Source organism: Aquidulcibacter sp., assembly GCF_049239865.1.
Taxonomy (GTDB): Bacteria; Pseudomonadota; Alphaproteobacteria; order Caulobacterales; family Aquidulcibacteraceae; genus Aquidulcibacter.
On the sequence record NZ_JBMLTR010000009.1, the window covers coordinates 1 to 16,050 of the forward strand.

The 16,050-nt window shown below is 56.8% G+C and carries 16 protein-coding genes and 1 tRNA gene; 8 read left to right on the forward strand and 9 right to left on the reverse strand.

Going from position 1 to position 16,050, the window contains the following annotated elements; all coding sequences use genetic code 11:
- The coding region (locus ACOVRA_RS01325) for a hypothetical protein (RefSeq protein ID WP_421718739.1) at positions 1–646 on the forward strand (646 nt) is incomplete at its 5' end.
- A gap of 93 nt (positions 647–739) precedes the next feature.
- Here the strand turns inward: ACOVRA_RS01325 and ACOVRA_RS01330 are convergent.
- On the reverse strand, positions 740–1,183 hold the full coding sequence (locus ACOVRA_RS01330) for a winged helix-turn-helix transcriptional regulator (RefSeq protein ID WP_346382415.1): 444 nt from the start codon (positions 1,181–1,183) through the stop codon (positions 740–742).
- 116 nt (positions 1,184–1,299) lie between these two features.
- Between ACOVRA_RS01330 and ACOVRA_RS01335 the strand changes: the two genes are divergently transcribed.
- Genes ACOVRA_RS01335 through ACOVRA_RS01345 form a run of 3 tightly spaced genes read left to right on the forward strand, consistent with a single transcriptional unit; the run spans position 1,300 to position 3,453 of the window.
- The gene (locus ACOVRA_RS01335) at positions 1,300–2,040 is read left to right on the forward strand and encodes an SDR family NAD(P)-dependent oxidoreductase (RefSeq protein ID WP_421718740.1); all 741 of its coding nucleotides are present in this window, start codon (positions 1,300–1,302) and stop codon (positions 2,038–2,040) included.
- A gap of 7 nt (positions 2,041–2,047) precedes the next feature.
- Positions 2,048–2,647: a 2-hydroxychromene-2-carboxylate isomerase gene (locus ACOVRA_RS01340; RefSeq protein WP_421718741.1), complete on the forward strand. Its 600-nt coding sequence runs from the start codon at positions 2,048–2,050 to the stop codon at positions 2,645–2,647.
- Positions 2,644–3,453, forward strand: coding sequence for a thioesterase family protein (locus ACOVRA_RS01345; protein WP_421718742.1), 810 nt, complete (start codon positions 2,644–2,646; stop codon positions 3,451–3,453). The genes ACOVRA_RS01340 and ACOVRA_RS01345 overlap by 4 nt, the downstream gene beginning before the upstream one ends.
- A gap of 6 nt (positions 3,454–3,459) precedes the next feature.
- Here the strand turns inward: ACOVRA_RS01345 and ACOVRA_RS01350 are convergent, their stop codons facing one another.
- The 5 genes from ACOVRA_RS01350 to glmU form a co-directional block, all read right to left on the reverse strand.
- The gene (locus ACOVRA_RS01350) at positions 3,460–4,008 is read right to left on the reverse strand and encodes a response regulator (protein ID WP_421718743.1); all 549 of its coding nucleotides are present in this window, start codon (positions 4,006–4,008) and stop codon (positions 3,460–3,462) included.
- A gap of 121 nt (positions 4,009–4,129) precedes the next feature.
- Complete coding sequence (gene gor / locus ACOVRA_RS01355) at positions 4,130–5,512, reverse strand: glutathione-disulfide reductase (protein ID WP_421718744.1); 1,383 nt, start codon at positions 5,510–5,512, stop codon at positions 4,130–4,132.
- A gap of 84 nt (positions 5,513–5,596) precedes the next feature.
- A complete protein-coding gene (locus ACOVRA_RS01360) occupies positions 5,597–8,962 on the reverse strand; it encodes a class I SAM-dependent DNA methyltransferase (RefSeq protein ID WP_421718745.1) in 3,366 nt (1,121 codons plus the stop codon).
- A 62-nt stretch (positions 8,963–9,024) separates the two neighbouring features.
- Positions 9,025–9,738, reverse strand: coding sequence for a ribose-5-phosphate isomerase RpiA (gene rpiA, locus ACOVRA_RS01365; RefSeq protein WP_421718746.1), 714 nt, complete (start codon positions 9,736–9,738; stop codon positions 9,025–9,027).
- On the reverse strand, positions 9,735–11,105 hold the full coding sequence (glmU, locus tag ACOVRA_RS01370) for a bifunctional UDP-N-acetylglucosamine diphosphorylase/glucosamine-1-phosphate N-acetyltransferase GlmU (RefSeq protein WP_421718747.1): 1,371 nt from the start codon (positions 11,103–11,105) through the stop codon (positions 9,735–9,737). Before glmU ends, rpiA begins: the two co-directional genes overlap by 4 nt.
- A gap of 145 nt (positions 11,106–11,250) precedes the next feature.
- On the opposite strand from glmU, the gene ACOVRA_RS01375 reads away from it, so the two are divergent.
- On the forward strand, positions 11,251–11,931 hold the full coding sequence (locus ACOVRA_RS01375) for an HAD-IA family hydrolase (RefSeq protein WP_421718748.1): 681 nt from the start codon (positions 11,251–11,253) through the stop codon (positions 11,929–11,931).
- A gap of 1 nt (position 11,932) precedes the next feature.
- On the opposite strand, the gene ACOVRA_RS01380 is transcribed toward ACOVRA_RS01375, so the two are convergent.
- Entirely contained in the window at positions 11,933–12,136 is a 204-nt protein-coding gene (locus ACOVRA_RS01380) for a hypothetical protein (RefSeq protein WP_290804814.1), read from the reverse strand.
- A 605-nt stretch (positions 12,137–12,741) separates the two neighbouring features.
- On the opposite strand from ACOVRA_RS01380, the gene ACOVRA_RS01385 reads away from it, so the two are divergent.
- Positions 12,742–12,816, forward strand: a tRNA-Val gene (locus ACOVRA_RS01385).
- Positions 12,817–13,031: 215 nt separating this feature from the next.
- Positions 13,032–13,802 (forward strand): RDD family protein, encoded by a 771-nt coding sequence (locus ACOVRA_RS01390; RefSeq protein ID WP_421718749.1) that lies wholly within the window; start codon positions 13,032–13,034, stop codon positions 13,800–13,802.
- Positions 13,803–14,045: 243 nt separating this feature from the next.
- Here ACOVRA_RS01390 and ACOVRA_RS01395 read toward each other — a convergent pair whose 3' ends face one another.
- Entirely contained in the window at positions 14,046–14,966 is a 921-nt protein-coding gene (locus tag ACOVRA_RS01395; RefSeq protein WP_421718750.1) for an alpha/beta fold hydrolase, read from the reverse strand.
- Between the two features lie 120 nt (positions 14,967–15,086).
- Here ACOVRA_RS01395 and ACOVRA_RS01400 point away from each other — a divergent pair, with 120 nt between their 5' ends.
- The gene (locus ACOVRA_RS01400) at positions 15,087–15,398 is read left to right on the forward strand and encodes a hypothetical protein (RefSeq protein WP_290804832.1); all 312 of its coding nucleotides are present in this window, start codon (positions 15,087–15,089) and stop codon (positions 15,396–15,398) included.
- 21 nt (positions 15,399–15,419) lie between these two features.
- Here ACOVRA_RS01400 and ACOVRA_RS01405 read toward each other — a convergent pair whose 3' ends face one another.
- Positions 15,420–15,929, reverse strand: coding sequence for a thermonuclease family protein (locus tag ACOVRA_RS01405; RefSeq protein WP_421718751.1), 510 nt, complete (start codon positions 15,927–15,929; stop codon positions 15,420–15,422).
- Between the last annotated feature and the right edge of the window lie 121 nt (positions 15,930–16,050).

The following is a 16,050-nucleotide window of genomic DNA, read 5'->3' on the forward strand; positions in this document are numbered from 1 at the left end:
CGCGGCTTCCATCGCCAAACAGCACCATGAATTAGGCCTAGACGCGACCACCTTACATGTCGGCACCGGCCTTGAGACAGATTTAGAAATGGATCGTTTGGTTGGGGCCGTTTTGGAGGCCTCGGCGCAGCATGATTATCCCCTCTATATTGAGACCCACCGCGCGACGATAACCCAAGACATCCGTCGGACGGTCGATATGGTTGGGCGCTTTCCAGAGGTCAGGTTCAACGCGGACTTGTCGCACTATTATTGCGGCCATGAGATGACCTATGGGGACATTGAAGCCAAGTTTGACTTCTTGATGCCAATTTTTGAGCGGGTTCGTTTCCTGCACGGCAGGATCGCAGACGCGTGCCATGCCCAAGTTAGCATCGCCCCAGGCGATCAGCGCCCCTTTGTTGTCCATTTTCGCGAGATGTGGCGACGCTGTTTTACCGCGTTCAAAGCGGCTTCTGACCACAAGAATGTTTTGATCTTTGCGATTGAACTTTTGCCTTACAAAGTGGCCTTCGGCGGTCAAACCCATTGGCTCTATTATGCGCATCAAGCACAGAGTGATGGCACAGGTGGCGATGCCTATGACCGCTGGACCCAAGCAGATTTACTCTGGCAAATTGCTTCAGAAGAATTTGAGGCCGCTTAAGCATAGTGCGGGGTAAGAACGCGACCTAGGCATAGTCGGCCTCCCTTCCTTCGGCAGCATCCGCGCAGGCGGCGAAGCGGCAGGGGCCAGCCCTCACGCTGCCCGCACCGCGCGGACATCCTTCGCCACCACTTCTTCCCCGCACGCAGCACAAGCGACATAAGGCGTCAGCACGTGGCCGCAGGTTTGGTGGCGATGGCGGATTTGGGTTTCGGGTTGGCCGTCAACGGCAGTCCGCCCCCATTCGCCCAGCATCAGCATGACGCCATTGAGCGCTTTGCCCTTGGCACTCAGCACATAATCATAACGGACCGGGCGATCCTGATAGGGGCGCTGGACTAAAATACCGGCCTGAACCAAATGCGCCAGACGGTCGCGCAAAATCGTGCGCGATATGCCGAGATTAGCTTGAAACGCTTCAAACCGATGGACGCCAAAGAAGCAGTCGCGCAGGATCATCAGGGTCCAGCGGTCCCCCAAAATGCTCAAGGCCCGGGCGATCGGACAATCGGCAGACTCAAGCTCGCTCCAACGCATGTGCAAATTCTCTCTCAGTTGACGTTGCGGAGGCAATTGACGCTGGCCAGCGCCACCCTTTAAGTGCGTTTAATTTATGGACTGACTATAATCGTCTGACCAAGGAAAAAGCAAGCATGACGGAAGAGCGCGCGAAAGTTTGTCTGGTTGTCGGGGCTGGCGATGGTCTTGGCGGCGCCATCGCGCGCGCCTTTGCTGCCCAGGGCATGATTGTATGCATGACGCGCCGGCCGCGTAACCTCGATAGTTTGGAGGCCTTGGCTCAATCCATCCGCGATCAAGGCGGCCAAGCCCACGCCTTTGGTATTGATGCGCGCGAAGAAGAGCCGATGGTGGCTTTGATCAACAAGATCGAGGCCGAACTTGGCGATCTGGAAGTGGTGGCGTTCAACATTGGGGCAAATGTACGCTTTTCCATCACCGAGACTACCTCGCGCGTCTATCAAAAGGTCTGGGAGATGGCGGCCTTTGCTGGCTTTGTGGCCGGGCGCGAGGCAGCGCGCGTGATGAGCCCCCGCGGTCGCGGTACCATTATTTTTACCGGCGCTACGGCGAGCTTTCGGGGTCGGGAAGGCTTCTCGGCATTCGCTGGGGCCAAACATGCCTTGCGCGCCTTGGCGCAGAGTTTGGCGCGCGAACTTGGGCCAAAGGGTCTGCATGTTGCCCATGTGATCTTAGATGGCATGGTCGAAGGCGGCTTTATCAAAGGTCTACTCCCTGATTATGAGGCGCGCTTAGCAAAGGGCGACATCATCCAAGTCGATGAAGCCGCGAAGAATTGGGTCTGGCTGTGGAGCCAGAATAAATGTGCTTGGACACATGAATTGGATCTGCGGCCTGGCAGCGAAACCTGGTGAGGAAAAGATGAAACAGCTTGAATTTATTTTCGACTTTGCAAGCCCAAATGCCTATTTGGCCTATCATGCTTTAGGGCCAATTCTGGCAGCAACCGGCGCAGAGCTTGTCATCACGCCTTGCCTGTTGGGGGGCATTTTCAAAGCCACCAGCAACCAAGCCCCGATGGTGGCGTTTGGCGGCATCAAAGGCAAGATGGATTATGAGATGCTGGAGATGCGCCGCTTTATCGCGCGGCACAAGTTGACCGCCTTTAAAATGAACCCACACTTCCCGCTGAATTCCATTCACGCCATCCGTGGTCTGATCGCCGCCCAAGCTGCAGGCGTCGGCACGCCTTATCTGGAAGCAGTTCTCAAGGGCTTTTGGGAAGATGGCTTGAAAATGGATGATCAGGCCGTGATTGCAGAAGTTTTGACCCAAGCAGGCCTAGACGGCACTGCCCTAATGGCGGCAACCGCAGAACCTGACGTCAAAGCGACCCTCGTCGCCAATACCGAGGGCGCTGTCGCCCGAGGCGTATTTGGCATCCCCAGCTTCTTTGTTGCGGGCGAGCTTTATTTCGGCAAGGACCGCTTGGGCCAAGTGGAAGAGGCATTGTCCGCATGAGTGAAATGCCAGCCCCGACCCGCTTTGACACCTTGCTGGGCCAAATGGCCGAAACAGACGGGCAGTATCACGTCAATGTTGGCCCAGATTGGATGCAGGGCCGCACCCTTTATGGCGGGATTTCAGCCGCCCTCTGCCTGCGTGCGGTGCGACTTGCGTTTCCAGACTTGCCACCCCTGCGCTCCGCTTTGATTGCTTTTGCAGGCCCTAGTGCGGGCGACGTGCATATTCGCCCCGCTATGTTGCGGCAGGGCAAGTCTGCGGCCTTTGTGACGGCTGATCTGACGAGCGAAGCAGGCTTTGGCGTACATGCGACTTTCTGTTTCGGGGCCAGTCGGGTTTCGGCCAAGCGGCAAGTGCTGCTCGAGATGCCCAGCCTGCCAACGCCCGATGATGTCTTTCGCCCCAAGCCCAAGGATCGGGTATTGCCCCACTTTACCGATCATTTCGACATGCGCGTCGCAAAAGGCGCTTTGCCTATCTCTGGCGCGACAGACGCCGATATCTGCTGGTGGCTGAAGGCGCTCGATAGCCATGAGGATTTCGCCGAAGCCACGCTTCTGGCCCTGGCCGATGCGCCGCCACCTGCCGCGCTTAGTCTGTTTGATAGCTTCACGCCCCTTAGCACCATGACCTGGATGGTCGACTTCCTATCAGACCAGCACACAAGCCCTGATGGCTGGTATGCGGCCAACCTCAAGAGCGAGGCGATTGCGGACGGCTATTCGGCGCAAAATTCCTATCTATGGGCCTCCGACGGCAAGCCCCTCTTAGCCTGCCGCCAAACGGTCGCTTTATTCGGCTAGGGATGGTCAAGATGCGTCGCGCGAGAGGATGACAAGCTCTTCGTTTCGCGTCACCCCTTGATCTTCGATCCGCTGTTTCGGCGGTTCAATATCAGGTTCCACCCGCCCCGTGCGTCGACATGGGCCATTATAGCCATCAGACGTGATAAAGGGTCGGGGCTTTTCCAACGCACCGACGAGGCGCGTCATCAGTACAGAACTTGAAAATGGCTTGACCACAAGCTCTGTGACACCAGCTTCGCGCGCCTCATACACGAAGGTCATGTCACTACGATGGGCGAGGAGGATGATAATCGCCGTGCGATTAATCCCCAGCTTACCTGACCGGATAAAGCGGGTGACGGCGACTGCATCTAGATTGGGAATACCCGAATCCAGCAAAATCACCCCATAAGGTGCTGATCGGATGGAATCGATAAAGGCCTTTGAATCAGACGCTTCTGTGACATTGCTAAATTGGTAGTGAAGAAGAACAGACCGAATGGCCGTGCGGATTTGGGGGTTGGATTCAGCCAGAAGGATCGAGGCTGTTCTGCTCTGATTAGTTGGGCGCATCGCCACCTTGCCTTATTCTCGGTGTGGATAGAGCACGCACAAAGACACTACCCATGGGTAACTTCCACGGGTTACAATTTGCCTAACACACACGAAAAATAGACAGATAGTTCTGTCAAACTTACAGGATGGGTGCGACCCACTTGTCTTTCATCGTCACTAACTCTTCAGCGACCGTGGGGTGGACGGCGCAGGTAGCGTCGAACTGCGCCTTCGTCAGCCCGTGTTTGACCGCAATGCCGACAGCTTGGATGATCTCCGCCGCATCTGGCCCGACAATGTGACAGCCAATCACGACTTGATCCGATGGCCGCACGATCAGCTTCATCAACATGCGCGTCTCGTCATTGGGCATGACATAGCGCATGGGCCGGAAGGTGGTCTTATAAATATCGACTGGGCCATATTTTGCCCGCGCGTCGGCCTCTGACAGGCCGACCGTGCCTGTAGGCGGTTGTGAGAAGACCGCCGTGGCAATCGTATCATGGTCAAAGGCCATCGGCATGCCGCCAAACACGGTCGAGGCAAAGCACGCCCCTTCCCGGATCGCCACCGGCGTCAAATTCATCCGATTGGTGACATCGCCCACCGCATAGATCGAGGGCACAGAGGTTTGTGAATAATCATCGACCTTGATCGCACCATTGGCCTGACGTTCCACGCCCGCCGCCTCACAGCCCAGACCCTCGCTATAGGGGTCGCGGCCCACGGCCAGCATCAGGGCGTCTGCGTGGATGGTCTGGCCATTAGCCAGATGGGCGGCAAGGCCTGCATCGGTCTTGTCGACTTGGGTGAGCACCGTATGGGTCACCACCCGAATGCCCTTGCGCTTCAGCTCGCCATGCACATGCAAGCGCACATCGTCATCAAAGCCGCGCAGCACCGTATCGCCACGATAAAGAAGCGTTACATCGACGCCCAAGCCCTTCAACAAAAAGGCAAATTCAACGGCGATATAGCCGCCCCCTGCGATCAGGATCGACTTGGGTAGCGCCTCTAAGAGGAAGATTTCATTCGAGGTGATCGCATGCTCAATCCCCGGCACATCGGTGGGGACAGACGGTTTGCCGCCCGTCGCGATCAGAATGACTTTCGCGGTCAAGGTCTCACCGGTAGAGAGCTTCACGCTATTAGGGCCGGTGATCTCGGCGCGCGCTTCAAAGATGGTGACGCCAGAATTACGCAGATTGCGCGCATAAATGCCGCTCAAGCGGTCAACCTCTGCGCCCACATTGTCACGCAGCGTCGGCCAGTCAAACTTCGCGCCTTCAAACGTCCAGCCATAACCAGGCGCAATATCGGCCATCTCATGACCAAATTCTGAAGCATAGATCAGAAGCTTCTTAGGCACACAACCGCGGATGACGCAGGTGCCGCCAATGCGATATTCTTCCGCCACCGCCACTTTGGCCCCATAAGCCGCACTCATCCGCGCCGCCCGCACACCCCCAGAGCCCGCACCAATGACAAACAGGTCAAAATCATAGGCGGTCGCGTCGGTCATGGCAGGTCAGCTTTCGTTGGAAGTGGTGGCCATGCATGTAGGGCGCGGGGCGGCTGATTGCTAGGTGGAGGGTGTGGTTGGGGGTTAGGCGCGGTAGCGCCCGTCGCTGGTGCGTTGAATGCGGCCATAGGTGGCAAGGGTCAGGAGGATTTGGCTGACGCGGGGTTCAATTCGTTTGCCGCCGCCTTTAAAGACGCGTGCCAATTGTGATGCGGTGACGTCTTCGCCCAAGTCGCGGACGGCGCTTTCCACTTCAAAGGGCTGGGAGTCGCGATCTTTTGGCCAGATGGGAAGGCTTGTGCCAGCAGGCAGGCTGGGTAGGCCCAAGTCCAATTCCCCCGTGGTGCGTGTATCGCCAGCTCTGCCAAAGCGGGAAATTTGAAAATCGGGTCGTAACCAACGCACCTTCCCCTTGGCTTCTTCTGCCCGACGCGCCTGATTGAGCGCCACGAGGCGACCCAATATCTCTTGCTCACCCAAATCCGCTGGCCAGCCATAAGCTTCGGCCACGGCGGCATCCAAGCGCTGATGCAAATGCTGCAAGATATAGACGCGGGCACGTCTGGCTTGGTCTTCTTCTTCAGGTGCTAGAGCGTGGATTTTTTCGAGAAGATTATAGAGGCCCGTCAGCGTCAAATCAGGGTTTTCAGCCAGCACAAGCTTGCGCGTGGCGTCCAACTCCTCGGCAATGGCCCCAATCATGGCCTTTTGCGCGTCTGTGGCGTCAGGGAATGGGAAAGGGTCGAAACAGCGGGATTTTACATAGACCGCTTCGCGATCATAAACGCCCAGCATGCCTGAGTTAGCAATGTACCAAAGATAATGGGCTCGGCTGGATAGGATACCAAGTACGTCTGGAGCATCAGAGCCAACAGCAATCAATTTGTTATCCGGCAAAATACTCGCGTCGAGGAATTGAAACACGCGGTGTTTGGATGTTTCGACAGTGACGATATAGCGGGGAAGCCCCTCGAGCGCTGGACGAAGGTCTTTTCTCGGTTCCCCGTGTATCCACCAATTATCCCTATAAGACGCGCGATTATTGTTGTCTCGATCAGGCTTAATCTGCAGTAGCATATGTTGATACACTTCGGGAAACTGCTGGCGGACCTCGGACTCCTCTAAACCGAACAGATCAATCACCATCAAATTGCGTGATCGCCCCATGATGTCCTTACCATTCCGATAAGGACGAATGTGCGTCTCAAGACCGGAACGGGCCCCGAGACCCAAAAATTGCGCCTCCTTCGGCGTGACGATGAAGCCGCTACCGTGCAAGGCCACGCCCCGGCTCGCTAGGCCCTCATTGGCGCGCAGTGCGAGCGCCTTGCTCAAATCCACCCCAATCGTCAGGTCAGGATTCACACGTCCGAATTTCTCCACCACCTGAATCTGGGGTGTGTCGGTCTCAAGCCCCGCTTCGTGCAACACTTTCAGCACTTTGCCTTCATGCGTGCCCGCTTGGGCCACCGTCATGGCAATGCGCACGCTGGCGGCGTCCTTGGTGGCTTTGGTCCAAGGATGATCGGCAATGGCGAACAGGATGGAGAGGGGCGATTTGCCGCTTAAGTGGCGCTCCACCACGCGGCGCTGAAACACTTGGGTGATGGAATTGGTGGTCACAAAGCCAAAGCGACGCAGGCGGCTGTTCTTGGCCGTCAGAATTTGTGCGGCGCGATCCCACCAATACATCACCAAATCCGCGCTATCATTCATCGCCGGATGGGCTTTCCACAGGGCTTCGGTATAGGGGCCACCCAAATTGGCCCGAATATCCTTGCCCCCAATAAAGGGCGGATTGCCAATGATGAATTCAGCCTCTGGCCAAGCGGGTTGGCGCGGATTGGGATAGGCCTCCGCCCCGCTGATGACCTGCGGCACGGGATAGCCGTCCCAGCGCAAGACCGCATCCATTTTTGTGATATTGCCAAAAGCTTGCAAGATCGGCTCTGCCGGATGGCCCTCACGGTTGCGGTAATGCTGCTGAAGATGGCCCAGCCACAACACAAGCTCGGCAATGCTGGCCGCGCGCGGATTGACTTCTAGGCCCAAGAATTGGTCGGGCGTCACGCCCTCCCCCTTCAAAAAGGCCAAGCCCTCTTGGCCGCCCAAAGCCTCCATCGCATTGAGGACTTCGCCCTCCAGGCGCTTCATCAAGTCCAAGGCGACATAGAGGAAATTGCCCGTTCCACAGGCAGGATCCAGCACGTGAAGACTGCAAAGCTCGTGGTGAAAAGCCTTCACAAGGCTGATGGCCCGCTCCCCATCGCCTTCAGATTTGGCATGTTCGGCTTTACGCAACACATGGTCCCAATCCTCTTTGAGGGTGCCCAGAATGGTGGCCTCCACCAATCGTTCCACATAGGGGCGCGGGGTGAAATGGGCGCCCAGTCGTGCCCGCTCTTTGGGGTCGAGCGCTTGTTCCAACAAGGTGCCAAAAATGGCGGGCTCCACCTCACGCCAATTCTTGCTGGCCGCGGCCAGCAATTCCCCAATCTCAGCCCGCTCTAAGTCAAACACAGTGGTGGAGGCAAATAGCCCACCATTGAAATGGCGCACTTTGGCATCAATGGCGAGGCTATCGCCGCCCTTATCCATCGCTTGCCATAAGTCCTTCAGGTTTCGTGCAAAGCGATCGGGCTTTTCAAGGCTGCGCGTCAGAAGGTCTGTGAAGCTTTTGGGCGGCAAAAGGCCGACATCTTCGGCAAACATGGTGAAGATGCAGCGCATGAGGAACAAAGCGACGTCTTCTGGGGCATAGGATTTGGCTTCCAAGGACTTCGACACTTCGGCCAGCCGGACGGCGATTTCGCGTGTGGCAACGGCGGCGCGCGTGGCTGGGTTAAGACTATGCGGGTCTATCCAAATCGCCGCAAGGCGCTTGCGAACTGCCTCGTCGCGCAAATCATCGAGTAAAATGCGATTGTTCAGACGGTCTGGAAAGGACGAATAGCCCCGGCCAGTCCCGGTCCAATCGGCATAGACATCCAAACATCGGCCCACATCAGCCACGATCAAGAAAGGCGGGGCCTTATGATCGGGCGGCAACATGGCCACATAGTCACAAGCTTGGGTGAAGGCATTGCGCATCAACGCATCCCACGCAGGCTTGCGCGTGATGGCAGTCGTGGCCTCCAGCGACGGCAGTGTCAGTTGCTCGTAATTGGGCACATATTTGGCATTATCGACGCGCCAGCGGCTTTGCTTGGCCTCAAGGATGAAGTGGTCGCGCTTATACAAGTCGATGCGCTTAGGCTGCGCATTAGGCTGCCCCACGGGCCGCACAGCCCGCTCGAACACATAATCATTCAACTCAGTCGTTGCCGCAGAAGGGTCTGGCCTCGCCACCCCAAGCACTTCCGTCAACTCACTTAAAAACGCCTGATAATTCGCTCGTTCAGCACCACCTTCTCGGCCCGACCAGCGGTCCAAGAAATAGTCTAAATCCATAGGTTGTTTTTGACGACAAAGCGATCACGCGTCAAGGCGGCAGGGCAGAAGTGCGGTGCCCCCTAAACCTCCACCATATCCACCCCATCATCATGCCCGAACAGCACGGTGCGGACGGTGCGCGGAAAGGCGAGGAAGATGCCGTTTTCGACGACGCCTGGAATGGCGTTGAGGGCGGCAGAGGTGGCGGCTGCGTCGGGGATATGGCCGCAGGCGCAGTCTAGGATGTAATTGCCATTGTCGGTGATGAAGGGTCGGCCGGGGGCACCGGCTTCGCGCAGCTTGATATCGGCGGTTCTACAGCCAGTGCCGCGCAGGGCATCAAACACTTTTTTCGCAGTGATGGTAAAGCCAAAGCTCGTAACCTCTACGGGCAGAGGAAATGCGCCTAAATCATTGACCAGCTTAGACTTATCGGCAATCACGACCAGATGGTCCGTCGCATGCGCGATGATTTTTTCCCGCAATAAGGCCCCGCCCCCGCCCTTGAGCAAGTTCAGATATTGATCGACCTCATCAGCGCCATCGACGGTCACGTCAATCCGGTCGGCTTGGTCAACTTCGATCAGTGGTATGCCAAGGCTGGCCGCGAGGCGGCGGCTGGCTTCAGAGGTTGGGATGGCACCAATGGTCAGGCCCTCGCGCACGCGCTCGCCTAGCATGGAGATGAAGTGATTGGCGGTAGAGCCAGTGCCCAGACCTACGATCATGCCATCTTCGACATATTCAAGGGCTGCGGCGGCGGCCTGCATCTTGGCAAAGTCGGGGCCGGTCACGCGCCCTCCCCCTTGGATTTCAGCGCTTTAGCGGCAGCCTTGCGGGCGCGGAATTTGGTTGCCCAGCCGTCGAGATTACGCTGATCGGCGCGCTCTAGCCCCAAAGCGCCCGGCGGCACATCCTTGGTGATGGTAGAGCCTGACCCCGTCATCGCACCCTCACCAATGGTGACAGGGGCAACCAACATGGTGTCGGACCCGATAAAGGCATTGGCGCCGATTTCGGTGTGATATTTGTCAAACCCATCATAATTACAGGTGACGGTGCCTGCTCCAATATTGGTCTTGGCCCCCACGGTAACATCGCCAAGATAGGTCAGATGATTGGCCTTGGCCCCTGCCCCAATCTTGGCCTTTTTTGTCTCAACGAAATTGCCGATATGGGCATTCTCGCCAATGTCGCTGCCCGGGCGGATCCGGGCATAGGGGCCGATCAAAGCCCCTTTGCGGATCACGCAATCTTCCAAATGCGAGAAGGCGCGAATGATTGCCCCAGTCTCCACCACCACTTTCGGGCCAAACACGACATGAGGCTCAACCGTCACATCATTGGCGATCTCGGTATCATGGGCGAAATAGACCGTGTCTGGCGCGGTTAGGGTCACCCCTGCGACCATTGCCTCATGGCGTTTGCGCGCTTGGAATTGGGCTTCAGCTTGGGCCAGCTCCACCCGGCTATTGACGCCCAAGACCTCATCTTCGGTACCGGGTACAGCCGTGGCGCGCAGGCCGCGGGCGCGGGCAAGGGCAACCACATCGGTCAGATAATATTCGCCCTTGGCATTGTCATTCTTGACCTCAGACAACAGCTCCAACAGCAATGGCGCGGGGGCGGCCAGCACGCCGGAATTACACAAGCGCACGGCGAGTTGTTCTGGGCTGGCCTCTTTAGCCTCGACAATCGCATCAAGATCGCCAGCCACATTCAGGATCAAGCGGCCATAGGCACCGGGGTCTGCGGCCTCAAAGCCCAGAACTGAGACGGCATAGCCTTGCTCAAGGCTGTCAAATACTTGGGCGGCGGTCTCGGTCCGGATCAGGGGCGTGTCGGCATAGAGCACGATGGCATCGCCCTCAAAGCCTTTCAACGCGTCCTTAGCCGCATTTACGCCGTGGGCGGTGCCGAGCGGGGGATCCTGCAGCGCTGTGGTGCCGGGGCCGAGGCTGGCTTCGGCCACCAGCTTGGCATCAGGATTATGGCTGCCGACCACCACAATGATCTTCTCGCAGCCCAAGCTTTTAGCCAAAGCAATCGTCCACGCCATCATCGGGCGACCGCCCACGGGGTGGAGGACTTTCGACAGGCTCGACTTCATGCGGGTGCCGTGTCCAGCTGCAAGAATGATGGCGGCGCGCGCGCGAGACATGGGATTTCCTTCCAGGATGCAAGTGCTGATTCGGCTTGTGCCCAAACGTCTAGCCTTCTAGCCGTCGAACGGGCAGACAGGCCAGAGGCGCCGCAGAAAAATCCTTTCTGAGTGGCCTTGTCGATGAACCAAAGGATGATGGGAAATGCGCGGAATAGATGGGCTGGCGATCTCCTTTGATCTAGACGGTACCTTGGTCGATACCGCGCCAGACCTTGTGCGCGCGACCAATGCGGTGATGGTGCGCGCCGGCCTGCCCGAAATTTCTTTGACCAGCGTGCGCGGCATGATCGGCCAGGGCGCGCGGGCCTTGGTAGTTAAAGCAGGCCTTGCAGCCGGGATTGATTTTGATGATGAGACTTTGGCCAAACATGTCGCCCATTTCCTCGAGGTCTATCAAGCGGGCCTGACGCAAGAAAGCCTGCCATTTGATGGCGTGATTGAGGTGCTGGAAGAGCTTTCGGCCAAGGGCGCGATCTTAAGCGTTTGCACCAATAAGCCCGCGCATCTGGCCCAACCCGTGCTGGAGGCCTTTGATATGGTGCGCTATTTCAAAGCCATCGTCGCCAATGGGCAGGCCGGGGTCAACAAACCCGATGGCCGCCATCTGACCTATACGATTGAAGCCAGCGGCGGCAGCGTCGAGCGGGCGCTGATGGTGGGCGACAGCATCACCGACCTGCAGGCCGCGCGCAATGCCTCTATCCCCGTGGTATTGGCGACTTTTGGGTACACCATAGAAAAAGCGTCCGCCTTGGGGGCGGACGCTATATTCGATCATTATCACGAGCTACCCGATCTGATCGAGCAGCTTTTGACAAAATGATTTATGCGGCTTCGGTCGCGGCGCGACGACGTGGCAAACCATTCACCATGTCAGAGCGCACATCGGTACGGCCCGAACGCATCGCAGGCACGAAACCTTCTTCAACCAGATCAACGCTGACGTCATAGCCACGCTCGCGCCAATACTCTTGAATCTTCAGCTTCAAACGTCGTGCGCCGTCGTTCGTGCAAAAATCGCCTTCCATTTTGGTCCTCATTTTTTCTGTTATTGATTAGTTGAGACAAACCCATAACGAGCATCGGTTTGTTTTGGATGGCGGCTTTAACTACACAAACCTGTCACATTCAAGGCAAAAATCGACGAATTTTGAGCGGACTTCGAACACCAAAAAATCATCAAAACAGGGCTTGACATCAGAATTTCTCAACATGTCCCAAAATCGCGAAAAATCGCGGTAGAAACTTGCACATTTCACAATATATGCAGAATTTTTTTGGCTAAATCAGGACAATTTCCCTGAATCACTAAAGCCGGTTACCTTTATTTTCTCCCATCATAGGTGCATTGCAAATTTGCATGGAACCGATTGCGCAGGTTGATTTAGGGCAAAAAATCGTTGAAATGAACGTTATCAACGAAAAATCACCTGCCCTAGCGTCAGCTCTTGCCCATAGAATTGATTCCCATCTGCACGGATCTGGGGATAGCGCAGCTAAACCTCAACACCATTTCTGACATCTTTTTTGCGCGCCGCCAGATCATGATTGGCATATCGCCCTCTTGACGTTGCCGCCTTCAACCTTCATGACGCCGCCTCTCGCACACAGCGCCACGTATGGCCCTGCGGACGGGCGATTAGCTCAGCGGAAGAGCACTGCATTCACACTGCAGGGGTCACTGGTTCAATCCCAGTATCGCCCACCATTTTTCAGATCAACTGAACTTTGACCCTTGAGGGGCACAAACACCTAGCCTCACACTCGACCTCGCGGTTTGGGTCTGGTTCAGCCTGCACCCAAACGCGTCAAAAGCATTTTTCGGCGCGCAGCGCAGCGCTGGGCTCCGCGACCAAGCGCTACACCTCTTGCCAGCTGGGATTAAATCGCTGCATGTTATGCAACCATAGCGAGAGGGCGGGGATGAGCGAAGCAGATCAGTGGTTCTATAAGATGGGCGAAGCAGAATTGGGGCCAGTGTCTGAAGCCGAGCTTATCGACTTGTATCGTGATGGCCACATGTCTGGTGAGACCCTTGTCCGACAAGCGGGGCAGGAAACAGGGAAGCAGATGGTCGAGGCCTTCCCGCACTTGATCGAAGTTCCGCCGTTAGCATCTCCAGGGGACGGGTGGACGGATTCCAGTCCCCACCCTTGGCGCAGATTTTTCGCGCGCACCATCGATCTGAATGTAAACGCATTTGTCTTCGTTTTCGCATGGACCTTGTCGATGACCACGACGGCCCCAAATCAGTCCGACTTTTGGGCCCCATTCTTTGTTGATCAAGCCTATAGTTTTCCAAGGGCGCTTCTCACAACCGCGTTTAGCTTCTTGGGCAACATCCCTTTTATGGCCTATAGCGGAACGACATTGGGCAAATGGATTTTCGGCATTCGCATTACCCAATTGGACGGACGGCCCATGGGCTTGTGGATCGCACTCAAGCGCGAGTTCGCTGTTTATGTGCGCGCGTATTTCCTGATGATACCGATCGCGAACTTTTTCACGCTCGCGGGTGCGTATGAAACTTTGACCAGCGAGGGCAAGACATCTTGGGACCGAGACTATGCTCTGATGGTAAAACAGCGTCCAGATAGCGAAGTTCAGACGCTGGTAGGCGTCGTCGTCGTCATTCTGTTCGTGGTGGCCGCTATTTGGACCAATTTGCCGCCGGAATTCTCGAAAGCACCGTGAGCTTGGCGAGAGATATGTGCCTGACTGGCAAAGGTGCACTCCAAGCGGAATGTCCGCTCCACATCTGAAGTGATGCTGGGTGATAAGTTGCATTATTCCCACCTATGGCTGCCCCCTTGAATGCGCGGCAAAGGATAGAAGTGATGCGATCAAGTTCGACTTAGAACGCCTCAAGGCCGCATGCCGCTTGCCTCAAAGCCGCTGGATAAGTCTGTCTGCGCAAGTTGGGGGCGGCCCAACCCCCTACCCCGCCAAAAACGCCAGCAATGGCAAAAGGCTCTCCGCCGCGTCTTCTTCATGCGGCACATGGCCCAGATTGTCGAACGTGATCAAGGACGCATTGGGCAGGGCTTTGCGATAATCTTGCGCATTGGCCACCGGGATCAGAGCGTCTTTCTGGCCCCAGAGTAGTAAGACGGGCTGGGTGATTGTGGGCAGGATTGGACGAGGGTCGACCAAGACGGTTTGTTGCATCCGGGCGAGCATGGCTTCCCGACTACCCGGGGCCAGTGTCAGATCATAATAGCGGTCGAAGACGGCCTTTGTCAGGCGCGTGGGGTCGGCATAGGCAGCCTCAATATTGGGCCGATAGAGCGCCTTGGGCAGCACAAAGGTCATGACGGACAAGAAGGTGGGCACCTCGGCCTTCTGGCCATAGGCGAAGCCGGGGCTGGCAAAGCCATCTGGCGAGATTAGGACAAGCTTGGTTACACGATCTGGATGCTTTGCGGCAAAGGTCCAAGCTAGCCTGCCGCCTAGGGAATTACCGATAAAGACAGCCTTTTGAATGCTCAGTCTATCCATCAGCTTTAGGATCAACGCGTGGGTGCGGGCATCGGTATAGTCACCCGTCGGGTCAGGGTCGGATAGGCCTGCGCCGGGCAAGTCTAAGCGCACGACGCGGTAATCGCGCTCGAGCGGCCCCGCCCAGCCGTCCCACGTCTGTAAGCTAGAGCCAAAGCCGTGCAGGAGAATGAGGGTTGGCGCATTTTTGGGGCCGGTGTCGCGCACATGCAGGCGAAATCCGCCCAGATCGACGAGATCGCTGGGGCTGTTGAGATAGCGCGCTTCAAGCTCTGCCCGTGACCGATCCGGCGTCCACAGCCAAAAGGTGAGGCCGACTAGCAAGATCAAGCTGATGGCACCGGCCAGTTTGAGAGTCACGTTCTTCCTGCTTTCATCTTACTTTTGCCCAGATGTAACAGCGGCCAAGAAATGTGGTTGTCAATCCTCGACAGATACTTATGATGGAACTGCCTTGTCACCGAGCGAAGGGTTAAGCGCGTGAAAAAAGCGATCATTTGTTTGCCCTTACTTCTCAGCGCGTGCCTCCTCAGCGCCTGTGTGTCACCCTCTGGCCTGTGGGGCTCGGTACCAAATCCGGAAGACCCCCAATATAACTCGCCCAATTGCCGCGCCATTCGCGCCATGGCGGCCGATTATGATTTCAGGTCTTACTCGCGCACGGGTTTGGCGTTGGCCGCAGAGGGTTCGAACAAGCGGATCAAGGAAGTGCCGTCTGCTGGCGCTTTTGCCAAGCATCAAGAGCGCGGGCCGATGATTGAAGCCGGCGTGCGGGACCTGTGCACGTCTTAGCCCTTTAAGCCCCTCAGCCTTTTAGGATTTTGGCCTGCGCCGCCAGTCCCACGGGGCCTCGAAACTGCCTGTCCACATGCCCGCGCCAGTCGCCTTGGCTTCGGCTTCTTGAGAGCGATAGGCTTTCGAATAACGCAGGAAGGCGAGTGCGTGGCCATTGCGCACCATCCAGGCTTGCAAGTCCTCACCGGCCAGCGAGCAGCGCGCCACGATGCGGCCATAGCGGTCCTTGCCAGTGGGCTGACAGGAGACCGGACGCGCACCCACTTTATCTGACAAGGCAAAGGCCGCGCGCTGGCCACAGCGATAGGTTCTGCCTGATTCATCCAAACAGGTTTGTGCGGATTCGGGGGCATCGATGCCAAATAGGCGAATGCGTTCGCCACGAACTTCCAACGTATCGCCATCAATGACCGAGGCCCGGCCTTGCACCACGCCTGTCGAGGCGGTCGCACCAGCCGCCATGGCAAGCGCGACTAGGCCACCCAAAGCGGCTAGACATAATATTATTTTAGTTGCATTATGTCTCATACTAACTTTAGGTAATAACATGTACACCGCACATTACAAAACGCTTGTTGCCGCCCTCATCATGGTTTGCGCCCCAGCGCAACTCCAATCCTCGCCGATTCACCTTCTGCCTACGACTTTT